This is a genomic window from Paenibacillus sp. 05T425 (genome assembly GCF_056396205.1).
Genome location: NZ_JBFTLA010000002.1, coordinates 13,239 through 31,382 on the forward strand (window position 1 = coordinate 13,239; position 18,144 = coordinate 31,382).

Sequence of the window (18,144 nt, forward strand, 5' to 3'; positions counted from 1 at the left end):
CTGTGCTTATCAAGTTATAGTCATATAGTTGAAACCCTAATGCTTCTTATTCAGTATTAGGGGAGTTGACTATTTGTTTATCTATAGGTAAGTATACGTTTTTCTCGTTATACTTCACCTATATTTCACTGCGAAACGTTGCTTTAGACGCCAAACATTGGCTTCAGCCGTTTACGCCTTGGGCAATGGCTCTTAGAGAGGAGTTTTCATGTTGTTTCGGAATTCAAAACGCAAATGGCTTCTAGTATTGGGGCTCGTCCTTGTTATGGGCGTGCTTGCAGGCTGTGGAGCTCCTACGAATCAGACGACGGAAACGGCTGATTTATTGAAGGGCAATTTTTGGGAGAAAAACGTCGTTTATTACTTCGCAATCACGCTCGATACGTTTGCCAAGTGGTTCGGTGATTCGTATGGTCTAGCTATATTGCTGCTGACGATTATTGTAAGAACGTTAATCCTTCCGCTGACACTTAAGCAATATCGAAGCTCGAAGGCGATGCAGGCGATTCAGCCTCAGATGGCTGAAATTAAGAAGAAGCATAAGGATAACCCGCAAAAACAGCAAGAAGAAACGATGAAGCTGTTCCAGCAGAATCAGGTCAATCCGATGGCGGGCTGCTTGCCGCTAATTGTGCAAATGCCTGTTTTCATCGCGCTCTACAATTCGATCTACAAAAACCCGGATATTCGCGAGCATACGTTTTTGTGGTTTGAGTTAGGCAAGAGTGCTAATGATGGCGGATGGACGTATTACCTGCTTCCATTACTCGCTGCCGCAACGACATTCATTCAGTCGAAAATGATGCAGAAGCAGCAAACGCAAACGATGCCGGGTATGGGCATGATGCTCACGATCTTCCCTGTATTAATCTTCGTTATGGCGATCAACTTCCCGTCGGCGCTTCCGCTGTACTGGGTATATAGCAACATCTATACAATCGTTCAAAACTACTTCCTGTACGTGCGTTCATCTGACAAGGGTAAGGGGGCCCTCGCGAAATGAAGAAAATCGTTGCATCAGGAAAGACGATAGACGATGCTGTGCGTAATGGTTTGACACAATTGCAAGTGACTGAAGACCGCGTGAAGAAGGTTGTGCTTGAACACCCCACCAAAGGGTTGTTCGGATTGTTTGGCGCAAAGGAAGCGAAAGTTGAGCTTGAATTGATTCCGGATGCTACGGAAGAAGCTGAGAAGTTTCTACTGGAGATTGCCGGAACAATGGGGCTGCAAGTAAGCATCGATCGTAAGCAAACGAGAGAAGGGACGAGGCTGGCCGTTACGGGCAGCGGAGACCTTGGTATGCTGATTGGGCGTCGCGGACAAACGTTGGATGCGTTACAGTACTTGGTTAACATTGTGGCTAATCGTTATTCGGATAGTCATCTTCGAATCGTCCTTGATGCAGAGGATTTTCGCGAGCGCCGGCGCAAAACGCTGGAAGAGCTGTCGGAGCGCCTTGCGGGCAGAGTCATTCGGACCAAGAAGGAAGTTGTGCTTGAGCCGATGTCTCCGCATGAGCGCAAAGTCATTCATTCGCAATTGCAGAACCATCCTCGGGTGAAGACCTATAGCAAGGGCGACGAGCCGAATCGGAGAGTCGTGATCTCGCTTAGGTAATGCTAGTAGGCAGGCAACAAATAGATATTTAGATACGGTACGCAGCAATGGCTCCTATGGTCATTGCTGTTTTTCCATTTGAGAGGTGCTGACTTAAAGGTGATATTGGATACGATTGCGGCTATTTCGACGGCAGTCGGAGAGGGCGGCATTGCGATTATACGGATAAGCGGGCCTGATGCGATAAGCGGTACGGCTTCCATTTTTCAATCCAAAACAAGCTTGAACGATGTACAGTCGCATACGGTCAACTACGGACATATTATTGATCCTGCAACAGGTGAGCAGGTGGAAGAGGTGCTAGTGACCGTCATGCGCGGGCCGCGCTCCTTCACGGCTGAGGATGTTGTAGAGATTAATGCCCATGGCGGCGTAGTAGCGGTTAAACAGGTGCTTGATGTTGTGCTGCAGCTGGAGGGCTTCCGTACGGCGGAGCCGGGGGAGTTCACGAAGCGGGCGTTCCTGAACGGACGCATTGATCTGATGCAGGCCGAGGCAGTTATCGACTTAATTCGTTCGAAGTCGGACCGGGCATTCTCGGTAGCAAGGAAGCAGGCTGAGGGCGCACTGTCGAAGCAGATTAAGGCGCTTAGGCAAACGGTTATTGAGCTGCTAGCCCATATAGAGGTTAATATTGATTACCCCGAGCATGATGTTGAAGATTTAACGAGTGCTTATATACGAGAGCAATGCGGCTCTGCGATTGAGTCAATCGGGAAGTTGTTAAAAACGGCAAACGAAGGCAAAATATTACGAGAAGGTATATTGACCGCTATCGTTGGACGCCCGAATGTTGGAAAGTCTTCGCTCATGAACGTACTGACGCAAGAGAACAAGGCGATTGTCACCGATATACCGGGTACGACTCGTGATGTGATCGAGCAATTCGTTACGTTAAACGGCATTCCGCTTCGCCTGCTCGATACGGCGGGTATTCGCGATACGGAGGATGTCGTCGAGAAGATTGGTGTTGAGCGTTCGCGTTCAGCGCTGGAGGAAGCGGAGCTGATCTTGCTCGTTCTGAATTATAATGAACCTTTGCAGCCCGATGATCGCGAATTATTGGAGCAATTAGCTGGTCGTTCTGTCATTGTTATCCTGAATAAGACTGACTTGCCGCATCAATTAGAAATTGAGGTGGTGGAGCAGTTCGTTTCGGCCGATTCGATCGTACGAATGTCGGTGCTTGAAGAGCGTGGACTCGATCGATTGGAGCGGGCGATTAGCGAAATGTTTTTTGAAGGACAGCTTGAAGCGAATGATCTGACATATGTAAGCAATGTTCGGCATATTTCTTTGCTGAAGCGCGCGAATCAATCGCTCGTCGATGCCATTGAGGCGTCGAATATGGGAATTCCGATAGATGTTATACAGATTGATGTGCGGTCGGCCTGGGAGTCGCTTGGCGAGATTCTTGGCGATGAAGTAGGCGATTCATTAATTGATCAAATCTTTTCACAGTTCTGTTTAGGGAAGTAGGGATAAATAATGGGTTATTTAGCTGGTGAATTTGATGTTATCGTTATTGGAGCTGGTCACGCGGGCTGCGAGTCAGCGCTTGCTTCGGCAAGGATGGGCTGCAATACGCTGCTCTTAACGATTAACCTGGATATGGTGGCATTCATGCCTTGCAATCCGTCTATCGGCGGACCGGCGAAAGGCCATGTCGTGCGCGAGATTGATGCATTGGGCGGCGAGATGGGACGCAATATCGACAAAACGTTTATTCAAATGCGGATGCTGAATACGGGTAAGGGGCCGGCTGTTCATGCTCTGCGTGCGCAAGCAGATAAATTCTCCTATCAGCATACGATGAAGAAAACGATTGAAGAGACCGATAATCTGACATTGAGACAAGGGATGGCAGAGGAGATTATTGTCGAAGAAGGCAAAATTGTCGGCATTACAACGAAGACARGCGCAGAGTATCGTGCACGCGCTGTTATCGTTACAACAGGCACGTACTTGCGCGGCAAAATCATTATGGGTGAGCTTATGTATGAAAGCGGCCCGAACAACCAGCAGCCTTCCGTAAGGCTGTCCGCGAGTCTGAAGGAGCACGGGTTCGAGCTTGTCCGATTCAAGACGGGTACGCCGCCGCGCGTCCATAAGGATACGATTGATTTCTCCAAGACGGAAATTCAGCCTGGCGACGAGTCGCCGAAGTTCTTCTCCCATGAGACGGAATCGTCGGATAACGAACAGTTGCCTTGTTGGCTGACGTACACATCTGAAGCAACGCATAAGATTATCAATGATAACTTACACCGCGCGCCGATGTTCTCAGGTGCGATCGAAGGCACTGGGCCGCGCTATTGCCCATCTATTGAAGATAAAATTGTCCGCTTTGCAGATAAACCGAAGCATCAGATTTTCCTTGAGCCAGAAGGCAAGCACACGTCGGAATATTACGTCCAAGGGTTATCCACAAGTATGCCTGAGGATGTACAACTCGGGATCTTACGATCAATCCCAGGATTGGAAAATGTTGAGATGATGCGTAACGGTTACGCAATTGAATACGATGCGGTAGTACCGACACAGCTATGGCCATCCCTGGAGACAAAGGTCGTTGATGGGTTATTCACAGCTGGACAAATCAACGGAACTTCCGGTTATGAAGAAGCAGCAGGACAAGGGATCATTGCGGGTATTAATGCAGCGCGCAAAGTACAAGGCAAAGAGCCTGTAATTATTGATCGTTCGCAAGGTTATATCGGTGTTATGATCGATGATCTCGTAACGAAAGGGACGAATGATCCTTATCGATTGCTGACATCTCGTGCCGAATATCGCCTGTTGCTTCGCCACGATAATGCGGATCTTCGTCTTACACCTATCGGTCATGAGATCGGTCTTATTTCAGAAGAACGGTATGCCAAGTTCCTTCGCAAGAAAGAGCTGGTTGAGCTTGAGATTGAACGGTTGAAGTCGACGAAAGTGAAACCAGACGATGTGCTTGAGATGCTGACAGCTGCTGGATCGACTCCAATGACGAATGGTGCCGATGCGTTGTCGCTGTTAAGAAGACCTGAAATCACGTATGCAATGGTGGAGTCGGTTGTACCTTCATCGGAACATGAACTGACGGAAGAGATGAAAGAGCAAGTTGAGATCCAAATTAAATATGCAGGATATATCGAGAAGCAGCTGATTCAAGTAGAGCGTCTTAATAAAATGGAGAAGAAACGTATCCCGGATGATATCGAATATAGCCAGGTTCATGGTCTTGCTTCCGAGGCGAAGCAGAAGCTGGCTGTTATTCGTCCACTGTCTATCGGGCAGGCTTCGCGGATTGCCGGCGTAACGCCAGCGGATATCTCTATCTTGCTTGTATATCTTGAGCATTATAATCGCGTAATAGCGGCGAGAGGATAGTTAAGCTTATGGATCAAACGTTGCAATGGTTTACATCACGTATGGAGGAGAGCGGAATCACGCTCTCTCCACTACAGCTTGAGCAATTCGACACCTATTTCCGTTTGTTAGTGGAATGGAACGAAAAGATGAATTTGACGGGCATAACGGAAAGGGACGCCGTATACGAGAAACATTTTTACGATTCGGCGTCGCTTTCTTTTTTTGTAAATATAGATAAGGTTGAGAGGATAGCCGATATTGGTTCCGGCGCAGGCTTCCCAAGTATTCCACTTAAAATTTGTTTCCCTCATCTTAAAGTGACAATCGTTGATTCATTGAACAAGCGGATCCAGTTTCTTAATTTTCTAGTGGAGCAATTAGGTGTTTCGGATGTTTCCTGTGTTCATGGTCGTGCTGAAGATATTGCGAAGCTGCCAGAGCATAGAGACAGCTATGATCTAGTTACCGCAAGAGCGGTCGCAAGATTGAATGTATTAAATGAGTTTTGTTTACCCTTCGTTCGCAAAAACGGACTATTCGCTGCTATGAAAGGCTCCCAGTCGGAGGAAGAGGTGCGAGAGGCGTCATTCAGCTTGCGTGAGCTTAAGGCGAAGATTAAAGTTCAGCATCAGCTGCAGCTTCCGAATGAACAATCGGAACGACATATCGTCATTATAGAGAAGCTCGACGCGACTCCTCGTAAATACCCAAGAAAAGCAGGAACACCACTTAAGCAGCCGCTTATTGGTTAAGATGTAGTGATGAATGTTTCACGTGGAACATTCAAAATGATCTGCTGAGCATTTATACATTTATATGGAATTGAACGATTATCAAGCAGGAGATAGACCTCATTAAGTCGAATTATAATGTTATGGATGTAATGGACGTGATATAAGCTTGTTGGCTCGTAGTTGCGACAGTTTCTAACGCTTAACATCACAATAGAGGAGGAAGCTCCGCTTATACCATGACTATAGTTGATTAAGCTAGATTGCTTAACGCTTAACTAATGGATAGTCTGGAGCATCCAATCCTGCTGTTAAAGCGAGTTTATTGCAAAAACCTTCAAATCTATCATTCTTTCATGTCGTCCCTCAAGCATTTCTACCAATCAGTAGGTTTATTATTCAGAGCATGATTCATTCTAAGTCCTATGACTACAGGATTGATTGATCGTGCTTGATGATGCCTGGTAATAGGTTTATAATTAAACTTTACAGGATAATCATCATCAATGAAATGTGGTTCCCTACGTAAAAATGGTAGCGTGATAGCAAGAAAATAGGATAGTTTGGAAGGTTTATCTCATGATCGGGTGGTAATTATCGATATGAAAGAACAATTTTCTCGTTTATTCGGCTTATCCGAGCAGCGCATCGCGCAAGAAGAGGTTCGTCAGATTCCGATTCAGGATATTGATGCGAGCCCATTCCAGCCACGTACGATCTTCGATGATGATCGTATTGATGAATTATGCCAAACGATTAAGACTCATGGTGTTATTCAACCTATTGTGGTCCGTATGCGTAATGGCAGGTATGAAATTATTGCTGGAGAACGCCGTTGGCGTGCTGTAACTAAGCTCGGGTACGATACGATTCCAGGCATTGTGCGAGAATTCAATGATTCCCAGACGGCTTCAATTGCTCTTATTGAGAACTTGCAACGTGAAGGGTTAACCGCTATAGAAGAAGCGATAGCCTATCAGAAGCTAATTGAATTGCATGAATTAACGCAAGAAAGCTTGGCGCAGCGGCTTGGCAAAAGTCAATCAACCATCGCTAATAAGCTTAGATTGTTGGCGTTAAGTGACACCATCAAGCAAGCGCTAGCGGAACGAAAAATTACAGAACGACATGCCCGCGCACTTCTTTCCTTGGATAATGAAGAGCTGCAGCATAAAGTTTTGGACGAAATACTAACTAAAGATTTGAATGTGAAGCAAACTGAGGTTCGAATCGCCTTTTTGAAAGAGTCGACGAAGCTGAAGAAAGCTAAGCGCATATCGTTCACGAAAGATGTACGTCTTGCGTTGAATACGATCCGTCAATCGATTGAGATGGTATCTGGTTCAGGTCTGCAAATTAAGACGAACGAGAAGGATCATGACGATCATTATGAAATCGTCATCCAAATTCCAAAAAGATAGCAATGATCGATACTTATATTCGTTATAAAATGATACATATAGCTGCTTGGCACGGTTACGCAATGCAGCAATGAATCATGCTCGATGCCGCCCTCGCTGAGGGCGGCGATGCCATTTGTAGCCGTATTTTCAACAATGTAGAGGCACAAGTATTTCGCTTGTGTATGGTTTTTTATAATAGTTTTGCATAAGAGGTGAGACAGTTTTGTCCAAAATAATTGCTATTGCCAATCAGAAGGGCGGTGTCGGTAAGACGACTACGTCCGTTAATTTGGCTGCATGTCTAGCGTCGTTGGGTAGAAGGGTATTGCTCGTTGATATAGATCCCCAAGGAAACACAACGAGCGGGCTTGGCATCAACAAGGCGGATGTAGCCAATTGTATTTATGATGTGCTTATTAATGAAGTCCATCCTAAGGATGCTATGGTGGAAACGAACGTTCCTGGCTTAAAAATCATTCCTGCAACCATACAGCTAGCAGGTGCTGAGATTGAATTAGTACCTACGATCTCGCGTGAGCTTAGACTTAAGAAGTCTTTGCACATGGTCAAAGATCAGTTCGACTATATTCTTATCGATTGCCCACCGTMATTGGGTATATTGACAATTAACTCATTAACGGCAGCTGACTCCGTTCTGATTCCAATTCAATGCGAGTATTATGCGCTTGAAGGTCTGAGCCAATTATTGAATACAGTTCGACTTGTTCAGAAACATCTTAATACGACACTTCAAATTGAAGGCGTATTACTTACGATGCTTGATGCAAGAACCAATCTTGGCATTCAAGTCATCGAAGAAGTCAAAAAGTATTTTCAGCAAAAGGTGTACCAAACCATCATTCCGCGCAACGTGCGTCTGAGCGAAGCTCCTTCACACGGGCAAGCGATTATCACCTACGACCCACGATCCAAAGGCGCGGAAGTTTATCTTGAACTCGCGAAGGAAGTGATAACGTATGAGCAAGCGGCTAGGTAGAGGATTAGACGCACTAATACCATCGCTATCTGTCAATGATGACGATAAGGTCATTGATGTATCGTTAGCACAGCTACGACCGAATCCATATCAACCGCGTAAAACGTTTGATGAGGATTCCATTAAGGAATTAGCTGAATCCATTAAGCAGCATGGCGTTATTCAGCCGATCATCGTTCGCACTGTGCTTAAGGGATATGAGATTATTGCAGGGGAGAGACGTTTCCGTGCATCTCAGCTTTGCGGCAACACAACCGTTCCTGCAGTAGTAAGAAGCTTCTCCGATCAGCAGGTAATGGAGATTGCCCTCATCGAGAACCTTCAACGTGAAGATCTGAATGCGATTGAGACAGCTATTGCTTATCAAGCGCTTATGGATAAGTTCAAGTTAACGCAAGAAGAGTTGTCAATGAAGGTAGGCAAATCTCGTTCCCATATTGCAAACTTCGTTCGACTGTTAAGCCTTCCGACGGAAATCAAAGATAATGTTTCACGTGGAACAATATCAATGGGTCATGCGAGGGCGTTGGTCGGTATTAAGGACGAAGTGATTCAGAGAGAATTCGCTGATCGCATCGTAAGTCAAGAGTGGACTGTTCGTGATCTTGAAGAAGCGATACAGAAGCTTGATGCCAAGCAACCGGAAAGCAAAACGAAGCTTAGCCAGAAAAAACGCGATCCGTATATCGATCATTTGGAAGAATCTTTGCGAGATCGGTTTAAGACGACAGTGAAGATTAAGCAGCAAAAGGATAAAGGTAAAATCGAGCTCCAATACTATAGCAAACAGGATTTGGAACGACTATTGGAGCTGCTTCAATACATGGCATAATACCTGCTGAACAATGGCATACCCGAGTTGTAATCTTCGATTTGAAAGATTAAACTAAGGTATGCCATTGTTATGCCTTAAAAGGTATATTAGTAACGAATTTTATAGAAGGAAGTGATTGGAGTGGGGAATGGCGAACAGCCGCTCATATATTTAGATCATGCCGCTACCTCGTGGCCTAAACCGCCACAGGTGACAGACGCGGTTGTACAGGCTATGCTCCATGATGCTGCTAATCCAGGGAGAGGCAGTCATGCGATGGCGGTAAGAGCTAGTCGCGTATTGTTCGATACACGCAAGCAGCTTGCCAAACTGTTTAATATAAAAAACCCAAATGACATCGCATTCGCTTCCAATACAACGATGGCGCTAAATATGGCGATTAAAGGATGGGTTAAGCCAGGTGACCATGTCATTACGACATCCGTTGAACATAATTCAGTAAGAAGACCTCTATATTATTTAGAGCAAACGATTGGCATTGAAGTGACGTATGTAGAAGGGGACGAACGAGGGAACATTAATATTGACGATGTAGCCGCAGCGATACAGTCCAATACAACGTTAGTCGTTGCTAATCACAGTTCGAACCTGCTCGGAACGATTATACCCATAGATAAGATAGCTGAGTTGACGAAAAGCAAAGGCATAAAGCTTCTTGTAGATGCAGCGCAAAGCGCAGGTATTCTTCCGGTGGACGTAAGAGGGATGGGTATTGATCTGCTGGCATTTCCAGGACATAAAGGATTGCTTGGCCCACAGGGCACAGGAGGCTTGTATATCGATCCTGAGGTGGATCTGGTGCCATTGCTGCATGGCGGCACTGGAAGCCAGTCTGAGGCGCGTGAACAGCCTCAGGTAAGGCCGGATCGGTATGAAGCGGGCACGCAGAATACGCCAGGCCTAGCAGGGCTTAGAGCCGGCGTACAGTATGTGTTGAATGAGACAGTACAGAACATCCATACTAAAGAATGGACGCTCGCTCAGCGAATGATGGAGGGGCTAAGTACAGTGCCGGGGTTGAAGCTGTTAGGTCCAAAGCTTGGGGAGCAGCGTACAGGAATTGTTGCTTTTATTATAGATGGAATTGATCCGTCTGAGTTGTCCTTCATACTTGATCAGCATTATAGCATTGCAGTAAGGGCGGGTTTCCACTGTACGCCGCTCGCACATGCATGCGCCGGAACAACATCTACAGGTGCAATAAGAGCAAGTGTAGGCTTGTTCACAACTGAGGATGAAGTCGATGCCTTGACGAATGCGATGACGGAGATAACGAAGAACTACGGATTGTAGAATTAAAATGGGGGCGGAAGACAACCATGGAAGACTGGACGACAAATCCGATGAATGCAGTAACGGCAGTAGTTGCTTTATTCGTTATTATTTTATTCATTTGGATCGCGGTGCTTGGCAGTAGGTTGAAACGATTAAGGAAACAATATACTGAAGTGATGGGGAATACGGGCATAACAAACTTCGAAGATGTAATCGTTGAAATGAAGGATGGGCTGAACAAACAAGCCCAAACGATTGAACGTTTGCAGACGCAGCTCGCTACAGTAGAGCAAGCGCTGCCTCAGCAGAAGGGCAGAGTAGGTGTGCTTCGTTATAATGCATTCGCAGAGCAGGGAAGCGACTTAAGCTTCTCCATCGCCATAGTGAATGAATCCAATGACGGGGCTGTACTATCGGGCATTCATAGCAGAGAAAATACGTACGTGTATGCCAAACCAATTGAGAAGGGCGAGTCCCCGTATCCGCTAACACCTGAAGAACGAAAAGCGATTCAGACAGCGAAGTAATAAGGGCCACACAGCGGTTTTATGGACTCCTATCATTTATAGATGCAAATGGGATGTGTATTCGGAGGCAGCGGTTTGTTCACGGGTACTGGACGCAATATGAACTGAATTAGCTACAGCGGTAAATAAGCTTAACGAAATGATGTCTGCCATCTTCATAACCAGGTGCAAGCGAGTGTTCTGCAGGACAAAATACTCCATGAACCCGCCAACATTAACGATGCCCGTAATATGCATATCGCCAACAGGAGGCAGGTCTTTGTTCACGCCGGCGCCTGGACGAACCGGACCAGAGCCGACTTGTATAGAGCCAACGCTCGATACTTGGCCGAGGCAGGCATCAATGCCGATAATGAAGGGCTTATGGAATCGGCGATTGATTTCTAGAAGAGTTTCTTCTAGATTCATGGCATGAACGGGTTCTTCCAGCGTACCGAACAAGGCATAATGAGGGCTTCTGAATTTGGACAAGGAAGTGCCGATAAGCGGACCTAGCGAATCGCCGGTCGAGCGGTCAGTACCGACGCATACAATAACAAGAGGGCGTTTGCCAGCCTGTTCATCGAGCATTGAGGTTATCCGGTTAACGAGCAGCCCGACTACATTCGCGGTCGTGTAAGGTACCTTCAAAGGTGTTTCCTTCATAAATGGTAGCTTCATAGAATCCCTCCGCTAATTGCAAATATGATACTAGTATATGGATAGGACAACCATTTTATACGTAGGCTCACATAGTAAAAAAGTACGAACTGAAATGCTGGAGGTGCGTATGCTAATCGCATTTGACTCCACGCAGCAGGCGCTACGGGCGGAAATGCTGCTGGAATACGCTGATGTTGATATTGATATTTGTCCAACGCCGAAAGAAATTACGGCAGGCTGCGCCTTATCGATTCATTTTCCGGAAGAGGATATGGAGACGGTTAAGGATGTCATCGAGCAGGAACATGTAGAAATAAGAGGCATATTCAAGCCGGATACGGTTGCAGGATATGTCCAAATAGACATATAGGTTAGCCTGAGGCTAACAGGGGATTAAAGGCAATGGAGGGATGGTTCCAATGTCCATTCGAGAATTGTATACAAACAGTGTAAATTGGGTGACGGACAAGGAACTATGGCAAGGCTTTGGCACTTCGGTTCTGAGAATCGTTCTTATTCTGGTTATATGCCGGATTGCCGTTTGGATTATTCATAAGACGATTAACCGTGTTGTGCTGGAGCGGGAGGCGAAGCGGCCTTCCAGTCAAGGCAGGCGAATGACGACGGTCGGCAAGCTCATGAATAACGTCGCTTCTTACGTTATTTATTTTATAGCGGCTATGCTCATATTGTCTGAGTTCGGAATAAATCTAGGGCCATTGCTGGCAGGAGCAGGCGTACTTGGGCTTGCGATCGGGTTCGGTGCGCAGAGCTTGGTGAAGGATGTCATTACGGGTTTCTTCATTGTCTTGGAGGACCAGTTCGCTGTAGGCGATGTTATCCAGACGGGCCAGTTCAAAGGGACGGTAGAGATGATCGGACTTCGAACGACTCGGATACAAAGCTGGACAGGCGAGATACATATTATTCCGAATGGAATGATAAATGAAGTGACGAACTTCTCTATCAACAATACAGTCGCTGTTGTCGATGTTGCAGTCGCTTTCGAAGAAGACGTCGATCGCGCACTTGAAGTTATACGGAAGACGATGGCCGGCATGCAAGATGAAAATTTGGTTAATGCACCGGAGGTGCTCGGTATTCAGACCATTGCGGCATCCGGCGTAACGGTTCGAATCATAGCTGAATGCAAGCCGAATACACATCCAGTGATGGCGCGTAAGCTGAATATTGAGATTAAGAAGGCGCTTGATGAGAATGGGATCGAAATTCCGTATCCGAGGATGGTTACCTTTCAACGGAATGAGAAGGGAGGCGTGAAGGATGGAGCGTAAGCAATTCGAGCTTGGGGACATTGTTCTAATGAAGAAGCAGCATCCCTGTGGATCGAATGAAATGGAGATTATACGCATGGGGATGGATATACGAATCAAATGTGTAGGCTGCAAGCATAGCGTTCTCGTGCCACGAGCGAAGTTCGAGAAAAACATGAAAAAAGTACTTAGGACAAAGGCACAGGAAGAGCAGCAATAAATAGGCACACTGCGAGATCAAAAATATTTCATGCTAGGTGTTGCAATAGTCTGTCCTATATGTTAAGATAATTTTTGTCTTGAATGCGGAGAGGTACCCAAGAGGCCCAAGGGGGCTGACTCGAAATCAGCTAGGCGTGTCAAAGCGTGCGTGGGTTCGAATCCCACCTTCTCCGCCACTTATAACTAACAGTCAAACGGTTCGCACGCGGATCGTTTTTTTTGTGTCTTAATATTGAAGAGAAATGAGGGTACAACCAATGAGTACGCCAAAGCTGCCGTTAACCGATGATGAACGTAAGCGCCTTAGAACGCTAAAGATCAAGTTAGCTCAGATCGCTGATTACAGCCCATCTGAAATGGCTGGAAGCCTGGACATTAGCGAAGACAGGGCGAGTCTGCTATGCGCCTTAGCACAGTTTCAGCGAGTACCCTCTATTGGTCCATCATTAGCGCATAATCTTGTAGAGCTGGGCTTCCACACGCTGCAGGACATTAAAGATGGGGGAGAGGGCGGCGAGGAGCTTGTTAACCGTCTAGAGAAGCTCCATGGCGTCTGGATGGATCCTTGCGTAGAGGATGTGATGCGACTGGCTGTCCATCATGCCCATCATCCGGGCAGCGACAAGCAGTGGTGGGACTTTACCGCCGAGCGTAAAGCGTACAGAAGCGAAAACGGATATCCGGCTGATCGGCCAGCTAAAGCTTGGCATCAATGAAACTACAAGCAAGAAGAGAGCTCTCGCGAGCTCTCTCCTTGGACGGTGTTTGATAAGTTGAGTCGATCAATTCACACTACAAATTACAGAAAGCATGAGCCATCATTCGTCAATCGGAACAAATCAGCTGATAGCTTCATTACCCTTTTGAGCACAGACATACATATCCGTTTGAACGGTGTATATATGGTTGCTCGAATGCGCGTGTGTTACAGACGGTAGTCTTTGGCACAACCCTCCGCTTCTAAACTGAGTGGACGAAATCCTCTAAAGGCCCTTTCACCAAACGGTTCAACGGAACCACACCTCTCTAATCACCGTCGATATTAATATGACCCGATATCCGCTTTACTATTCATCACATTTACAAAAAAATTAATGACCCATTCGTTTCCACTTGCGTTCATGATTCGACGTGTCGGGAAAGCGCTGGCCCTTACTAAGCGTTACTTTCTTCGGATTCTGAATCCCCATATGATACGAATTGACTCCATCCTCAATATAAGTGCCGTCATTAGGAGCTTTGTCGCCCGGTGAAAATAATGTCCATTCGCCCATGCCGATCGCCTCCAGCTTTATTGAATTGATAATACTGAGCACCTGTCTATGGTCGCTCGGATTTTAGTATGAGCAGTAAACGCTCATCACATAAGTAGCAGAATACGGTTGTCGCATGTACGTTCATAAATTTGCCGAAATTAGAACGATTGACTTTGATAATGAGAATTGTTATCATTTTAAAGGTATAGAAGACGTGCCGTGTTGTGCGTTCATAAGAAACTTACTTATTAGGGGGAAGTACCTTGTTATTACGCAACAAGAAATTTGTATTCGTATTGATTAGTTTGATGGTTATGTCGTTATGGCTCGCAGCATGCGGCGCAAGCGATAATAATAAAAATGCCGGTAATGCGGCAACGAATGCACCTGCTGCAACGGATGCATCGGCCGCTGCGGAAGAGAAAATGTTAGTGGACGGACTAGGCAACGAAGTGAAGATTCCTGCGGATCCGCAACGCATTATCGCATCCTACCTAGAGGATCACTTGGTTGCTCTAGGCGTTAAACCTGTAGCGCAATGGTCAGTGCCGAACGGAATTCAGGATTATCTGCAAGGTGATCTTGCTGGCGTGCCTACACTGGCGCATGACCTTCCATTCGAAGCGGTAACTGCTTTGGAGCCGGACCTTATTATTGTGGGCATGTCTTCAACGGTTGAAGGAAAATACGATCAATATAACAAAATCGCTCCTACGTTCGTTCTTGGTGACGACATCAATAACAACTGGCGCGAAGCTTTGTTCAAGGTTGGCGAAGTATTGGGCAAAGATGCAGAAGCTAAGAAGGCGCTGGAGACCTATGATGCCAAAGCAAAAGAAGCGAAGGAAAAAATCGCAGCAGCAGCACCAGGCGAATCCGCGGCAGCGATCTGGCTGGTAGGAAAAAACTTCTACATGGTAAGTGAAGGCTTGTCTACCGGTTCCTTGCTGTATGAAGAGCTCGGCATTCCAGTTCCAGAGGTCGTTAAAGAAGTTTCCGCTACAGAAGGCGGCAACTGGAAGGCGATCTCGCTTGAGAAACTGGCGGAGCTTGATGCTGACCATCTGTTCTTGATCAACAGCGACAAGGATTCAGGTTCCGAGATGCTTAACGATCCGATCTGGAAAGAGATTCCGGCTGTAAAAAGCGGCAATGTCTATGAGTATCCAGCTTCGTCGAGCTGGCTGTATGGGGGAACGGTAGCTTTCTCCCAAGTCATCGACGATGTATTGGAAAGCATCGTGAAGTAATAAATTTAAAAGAGCCGTACCTTCGCAGCGAACGAGGGACGGCTCTTCTTTATTTTACAAGTAAAGCGCACTTGTCATGTGGTATTCAATTTGATATAGTATAGAGATGCGAGCCTATGGCTCGTTCCTTGCTCCATTTATGGGGCCGTTAGTCCAAAAGGAGGTGAAACAATATGCGCAAATATGAAGTAATGTACATCATTCGTCCAGACGTTGAGCAAGAGGCTCTTCAAGCTCTCGTTGATAAATTCAATGGCATTATCTCCAACGGTGGAGAAGTCACGAAAACAGACGTGATCGGAAAACGCCGTCTTGCGTATGAGATCAATAAGCTTCGTGACGGGTACTTTGTACTGGTACATTTCAACGCAACGACTGAAGTTGTGAATGAACTTGACCGCGTCATGAAGATTACGGATGAAGTTATCCGTACATTGATCGTCAGAGACGTAGCTTAAGTCTAGTCAACGCAAGCGATTGGGAGGTCGGAAACGATGTTGAACCGTGTTATACTGATTGGCAGATTGACGAGAGACCCCGAGCTTCGCTATACGCCTGCGGGTGTTGCGGTAACGCAGTTTACGATTGCGGTTGACCGTCCGTTCACGAGCGGACAGGGCGAGCGCGAAGCGGATTTCATTCCGGTCGTAACTTGGCGGCAGCTTGCTGAGACTTGCGCCAACTATTTACGCAAAGGCCGCTTAACAGCGGTTGAAGGACGCATTCAAGTGCGGAATTACGAGAACAACGAAGGCAAACGCGTCTACGTGACGGAAGTTATCGCTGATAACGTTCGGTTCTTGGAATCCAACAAAGAAGGCGGAGCGCGTGAAGAGGGCGGCAGCGGGTACAGTGCTACCGGCGGCGGTACAAGCAATAGCAGCGGAGGCGGCTCATACGGCGGAGGCAACTCTTCCTATGGCGGCGGCAATCGTTCCGGTAATAACTCGAATAGCAACAGCCGTGATCCTTTCCAGGATGACGGACGCCCGATTGATATTTCGGAAGATGATTTGCCATTTTAATTTATTGCGAAACGGAGGATATGACTCATGGCTTTCAAGCAAAGAGATAACGGCGGAGATGAGCGTCCAGAACGTAAGTTCAGCGGACGTAAAGGCGGCCGTAACAAACGTCGTAAAGTATGTTTCTTCACTGTGAACAAAATTACTCACATTGATTATAAAGATACTGATTTGCTCAAGAAGTTCATCAGCGAGCGCGGCAAAATCTTGCCACGTCGTGTAACGGGTACAAGCGCGAAATACCAACGCTTGCTTACTGTCGCTGTTAAACGTTCGCGTCAAATCGCATTGCTTCCATACACGACTGAATAGTCGCTAATTGAATAAGCAATATTCGGAGGAGCCTGCCACAAGCGGGCTCCTCTGTTTATTTACGGGGGTTCGTATGAATAAATACGAACCCCCGTTGTATATTAGTAACAATGTTTGGAGGGAACCATCATGTTATTCATTCTACAATTAGCCATCATTATTGTTGCAACGAAGCTTGCCGGCCATCTCTCCGTACGTCTAGGGCAGCCATCTGTGCTGGGTAAGTTGATTGCCGGCATTATTATCGGCCCTGCTCTGCTCGGATGGGTGGAGCCAAGTGAATTCATCGATCATATGGCCGAGATCGGCGTGCTGCTATTAATGTTCATCGCCGGACTGGAGACGGACTTGAAGCAGCTCCGCGACAATTGGAAGTCCGCGTTCGCCGTGGCGATAGGCGGCGTTATACTGCCGTTCATAGGCGGATACGCCATAGCCGAAGCTTTCGGGCTCTCGAGTAACGAATCGCTCTACCTAGGCTTGCTGCTTTGCGCGACTTCCGTCAGCATATCCGTTCAAACGTTGAAAGAGATGAACCAGCTTGGCTCAAGAGAAGGGACGACGGTACTTGGCGCAGCAGTCGTGGACGATGTGGTAGTCGTTGTGTTGCTCGCCGTCATGATGAGTATGCTAGGAGGGGGCGGCGATGTGTCGCTGCCGCTGCTAATTGGCAAGAAGGTGTTATTCTTCATCGTTATTATAGCTGCAGCTATATGGATCATTCCGCCTTTCATGAAACTGATCTCACGACTTAAAGTGACGGAGACGGCCATAAGCGGCGCTCTTATCGTATGCCTGGCCAGCGCCTACTTCGCCGAATGGATGGGCGTAGCGGGCATTATTGGCGCTTTCGCAGCGGGCATCGCAATTTCGCAGACGTCGTTCCAGCATGAGGTTGATACGAAGGTAGCGGTTATAGCAAATGCGCTATTCGTGCCTGTCTTCTTCGTCAGCATTGGACTCAATATTACGTTCACAGGGCTCGGGAATCAGATTGCCTTCATTGTGGTATTGTCCATTGTGGCCATTGCGGCGAAGCTGCTAGGCGGCGGAATCGGTGCGCGATTAACGGGTTTCAATACAAGATCTTCGCTAGCGATCGGAGCGGGAATGGTATCAAGGGGCGAAGTGGCGCTTATTATCGCCGCATCGGGCCTGCAATCGGGTCTGCTGCCTTCTGCCTATTTCACTTCGGTTATTATGGTGGTCATTATTACGACGCTCGTAACGCCGCCCCTGCTTAAGGTGTTGTTTCCGAAGGAACGTCAAGAGGGAGCCGCTTAATCTATATTCGAAAAAAGAAACAGCCAATAGGCTGCCCTATGCTCGAAAGTGAGCGGAGGGCAGCCTATTGGCGCTGAAATGACAATAGAGATGCGAACCCTCTATTGTATTCGTTATAATGGATGATGACT

21 protein-coding genes and 1 tRNA gene are annotated in these 18,144 nt (G+C 46.9%); 20 read left to right on the plus strand and 2 right to left on the minus strand.

What is annotated here, in order from left to right; translation table 11 throughout:
• Positions 1–208: 208 nt before the first annotated feature.
• From AC1DF0_RS03880 to AC1DF0_RS03925, 10 genes are all read left to right on the plus strand, one after another.
• Positions 209–1,003 (plus strand): YidC/Oxa1 family membrane protein insertase, encoded by a 795-nt coding sequence (locus tag AC1DF0_RS03880; protein ID WP_337103833.1) that lies wholly within the window; start codon positions 209–211, stop codon positions 1,001–1,003.
• Positions 1,000–1,620 (plus strand): RNA-binding cell elongation regulator Jag/EloR, encoded by a 621-nt coding sequence (jag, locus tag AC1DF0_RS03885; RefSeq protein WP_477573135.1) that lies wholly within the window; start codon positions 1,000–1,002, stop codon positions 1,618–1,620. Before AC1DF0_RS03880 ends, jag begins: the two co-directional genes overlap by 4 nt.
• Positions 1,621–1,719: 99 nt before the next feature.
• Positions 1,720–3,099, plus strand: a complete 1,380-nt coding sequence (gene mnmE / locus AC1DF0_RS03890; protein ID WP_442049875.1) for a tRNA uridine-5-carboxymethylaminomethyl(34) synthesis GTPase MnmE — start codon at positions 1,720–1,722, stop codon at positions 3,097–3,099.
• Between the two features lie 9 nt (positions 3,100–3,108).
• Positions 3,109–4,998: a tRNA uridine-5-carboxymethylaminomethyl(34) synthesis enzyme MnmG gene (mnmG, locus tag AC1DF0_RS03895; protein ID WP_477573136.1), complete on the plus strand. Its 1,890-nt coding sequence runs from the start codon at positions 3,109–3,111 to the stop codon at positions 4,996–4,998.
• 8 nt (positions 4,999–5,006) lie between these two features.
• Entirely contained in the window at positions 5,007–5,732 is a 726-nt protein-coding gene (gene rsmG / locus AC1DF0_RS03900; protein ID WP_442049862.1) for a 16S rRNA (guanine(527)-N(7))-methyltransferase RsmG, read from the plus strand.
• A gap of 581 nt (positions 5,733–6,313) precedes the next feature.
• On the plus strand, positions 6,314–7,132 hold the full coding sequence (gene noc / locus AC1DF0_RS03905) for a nucleoid occlusion protein (RefSeq protein WP_475823022.1): 819 nt from the start codon (positions 6,314–6,316) through the stop codon (positions 7,130–7,132).
• 205 nt (positions 7,133–7,337) lie between these two features.
• Positions 7,338–8,111, plus strand: coding sequence for a ParA family protein (locus AC1DF0_RS03910; RefSeq protein WP_477573137.1), 774 nt, complete (start codon positions 7,338–7,340; stop codon positions 8,109–8,111).
• Positions 8,092–8,943, plus strand: coding sequence for a ParB/RepB/Spo0J family partition protein (locus tag AC1DF0_RS03915; RefSeq protein ID WP_337103839.1), 852 nt, complete (start codon positions 8,092–8,094; stop codon positions 8,941–8,943). Before AC1DF0_RS03910 ends, AC1DF0_RS03915 begins: the two co-directional genes overlap by 20 nt.
• 123 nt (positions 8,944–9,066) lie before the next feature.
• Entirely contained in the window at positions 9,067–10,239 is a 1,173-nt protein-coding gene (locus AC1DF0_RS03920; protein ID WP_442049860.1) for an aminotransferase class V-fold PLP-dependent enzyme, read from the plus strand.
• Between the two features lie 26 nt (positions 10,240–10,265).
• Positions 10,266–10,748: a DUF4446 family protein gene (locus AC1DF0_RS03925; RefSeq protein WP_442049859.1), complete on the plus strand. Its 483-nt coding sequence runs from the start codon at positions 10,266–10,268 to the stop codon at positions 10,746–10,748.
• 36 nt (positions 10,749–10,784) lie between these two features.
• Here AC1DF0_RS03925 and yyaC read toward each other — a convergent pair whose 3' ends face one another.
• The gene (yyaC, locus tag AC1DF0_RS03930) at positions 10,785–11,408 is read right to left on the minus strand and encodes a spore protease YyaC (RefSeq protein WP_442049858.1); all 624 of its coding nucleotides are present in this window, start codon (positions 11,406–11,408) and stop codon (positions 10,785–10,787) included.
• A 109-nt stretch (positions 11,409–11,517) separates the two neighbouring features.
• On the opposite strand from yyaC, the gene AC1DF0_RS03935 reads away from it, so the two are divergent.
• From AC1DF0_RS03935 to AC1DF0_RS03955, 5 genes are all read left to right on the plus strand, one after another.
• The gene (locus AC1DF0_RS03935) at positions 11,518–11,760 is read left to right on the plus strand and encodes a putative Se/S carrier protein (RefSeq protein WP_442049857.1); all 243 of its coding nucleotides are present in this window, start codon (positions 11,518–11,520) and stop codon (positions 11,758–11,760) included.
• 49 nt (positions 11,761–11,809) lie between these two features.
• Positions 11,810–12,685 carry a mechanosensitive ion channel family protein gene (locus tag AC1DF0_RS03940; RefSeq protein ID WP_477573138.1) on the plus strand — a complete coding sequence of 292 codons (876 nt, stop codon included), beginning with the start codon at positions 11,810–11,812 and terminating at the stop codon, positions 12,683–12,685.
• On the plus strand, positions 12,675–12,884 hold the full coding sequence (locus tag AC1DF0_RS03945) for a DUF951 domain-containing protein (RefSeq protein ID WP_442049855.1): 210 nt from the start codon (positions 12,675–12,677) through the stop codon (positions 12,882–12,884). The genes AC1DF0_RS03940 and AC1DF0_RS03945 overlap by 11 nt, the downstream gene beginning before the upstream one ends.
• A gap of 87 nt (positions 12,885–12,971) precedes the next feature.
• Positions 12,972–13,062, plus strand: a tRNA-Ser gene (locus tag AC1DF0_RS03950).
• Between the two features lie 81 nt (positions 13,063–13,143).
• Entirely contained in the window at positions 13,144–13,602 is a 459-nt protein-coding gene (locus AC1DF0_RS03955; protein WP_442049854.1) for a helix-hairpin-helix domain-containing protein, read from the plus strand.
• A 375-nt stretch (positions 13,603–13,977) separates the two neighbouring features.
• Here the strand turns inward: AC1DF0_RS03955 and AC1DF0_RS03960 are convergent, their stop codons facing one another.
• The gene (locus AC1DF0_RS03960) at positions 13,978–14,160 is read right to left on the minus strand and encodes a YjzC family protein (protein ID WP_442049853.1); all 183 of its coding nucleotides are present in this window, start codon (positions 14,158–14,160) and stop codon (positions 13,978–13,980) included.
• A gap of 245 nt (positions 14,161–14,405) precedes the next feature.
• On the opposite strand from AC1DF0_RS03960, the gene AC1DF0_RS03965 reads away from it, so the two are divergent.
• The 5 genes from AC1DF0_RS03965 to AC1DF0_RS03985 all read left to right on the plus strand — a co-directional run bounded on the left by AC1DF0_RS03965 (position 14,406) and on the right by AC1DF0_RS03985 (position 18,013).
• Positions 14,406–15,392: an ABC transporter substrate-binding protein gene (locus AC1DF0_RS03965; RefSeq protein WP_442049852.1), complete on the plus strand. Its 987-nt coding sequence runs from the start codon at positions 14,406–14,408 to the stop codon at positions 15,390–15,392.
• 173 nt (positions 15,393–15,565) lie between these two features.
• Positions 15,566–15,850, plus strand: coding sequence for a 30S ribosomal protein S6 (rpsF, locus tag AC1DF0_RS03970; RefSeq protein ID WP_442049851.1), 285 nt, complete (start codon positions 15,566–15,568; stop codon positions 15,848–15,850).
• A gap of 36 nt (positions 15,851–15,886) precedes the next feature.
• The gene (gene ssb, locus AC1DF0_RS03975; RefSeq protein ID WP_442049850.1) at positions 15,887–16,417 is read left to right on the plus strand and encodes a single-stranded DNA-binding protein; all 531 of its coding nucleotides are present in this window, start codon (positions 15,887–15,889) and stop codon (positions 16,415–16,417) included.
• A gap of 27 nt (positions 16,418–16,444) precedes the next feature.
• On the plus strand, positions 16,445–16,729 hold the full coding sequence (rpsR, locus tag AC1DF0_RS03980) for a 30S ribosomal protein S18 (protein ID WP_307204231.1): 285 nt from the start codon (positions 16,445–16,447) through the stop codon (positions 16,727–16,729).
• Between the two features lie 129 nt (positions 16,730–16,858).
• The gene (locus tag AC1DF0_RS03985; RefSeq protein ID WP_477573139.1) at positions 16,859–18,013 is read left to right on the plus strand and encodes a cation:proton antiporter; all 1,155 of its coding nucleotides are present in this window, start codon (positions 16,859–16,861) and stop codon (positions 18,011–18,013) included.
• Positions 18,014–18,144: the final 131 nt, after the last annotated feature.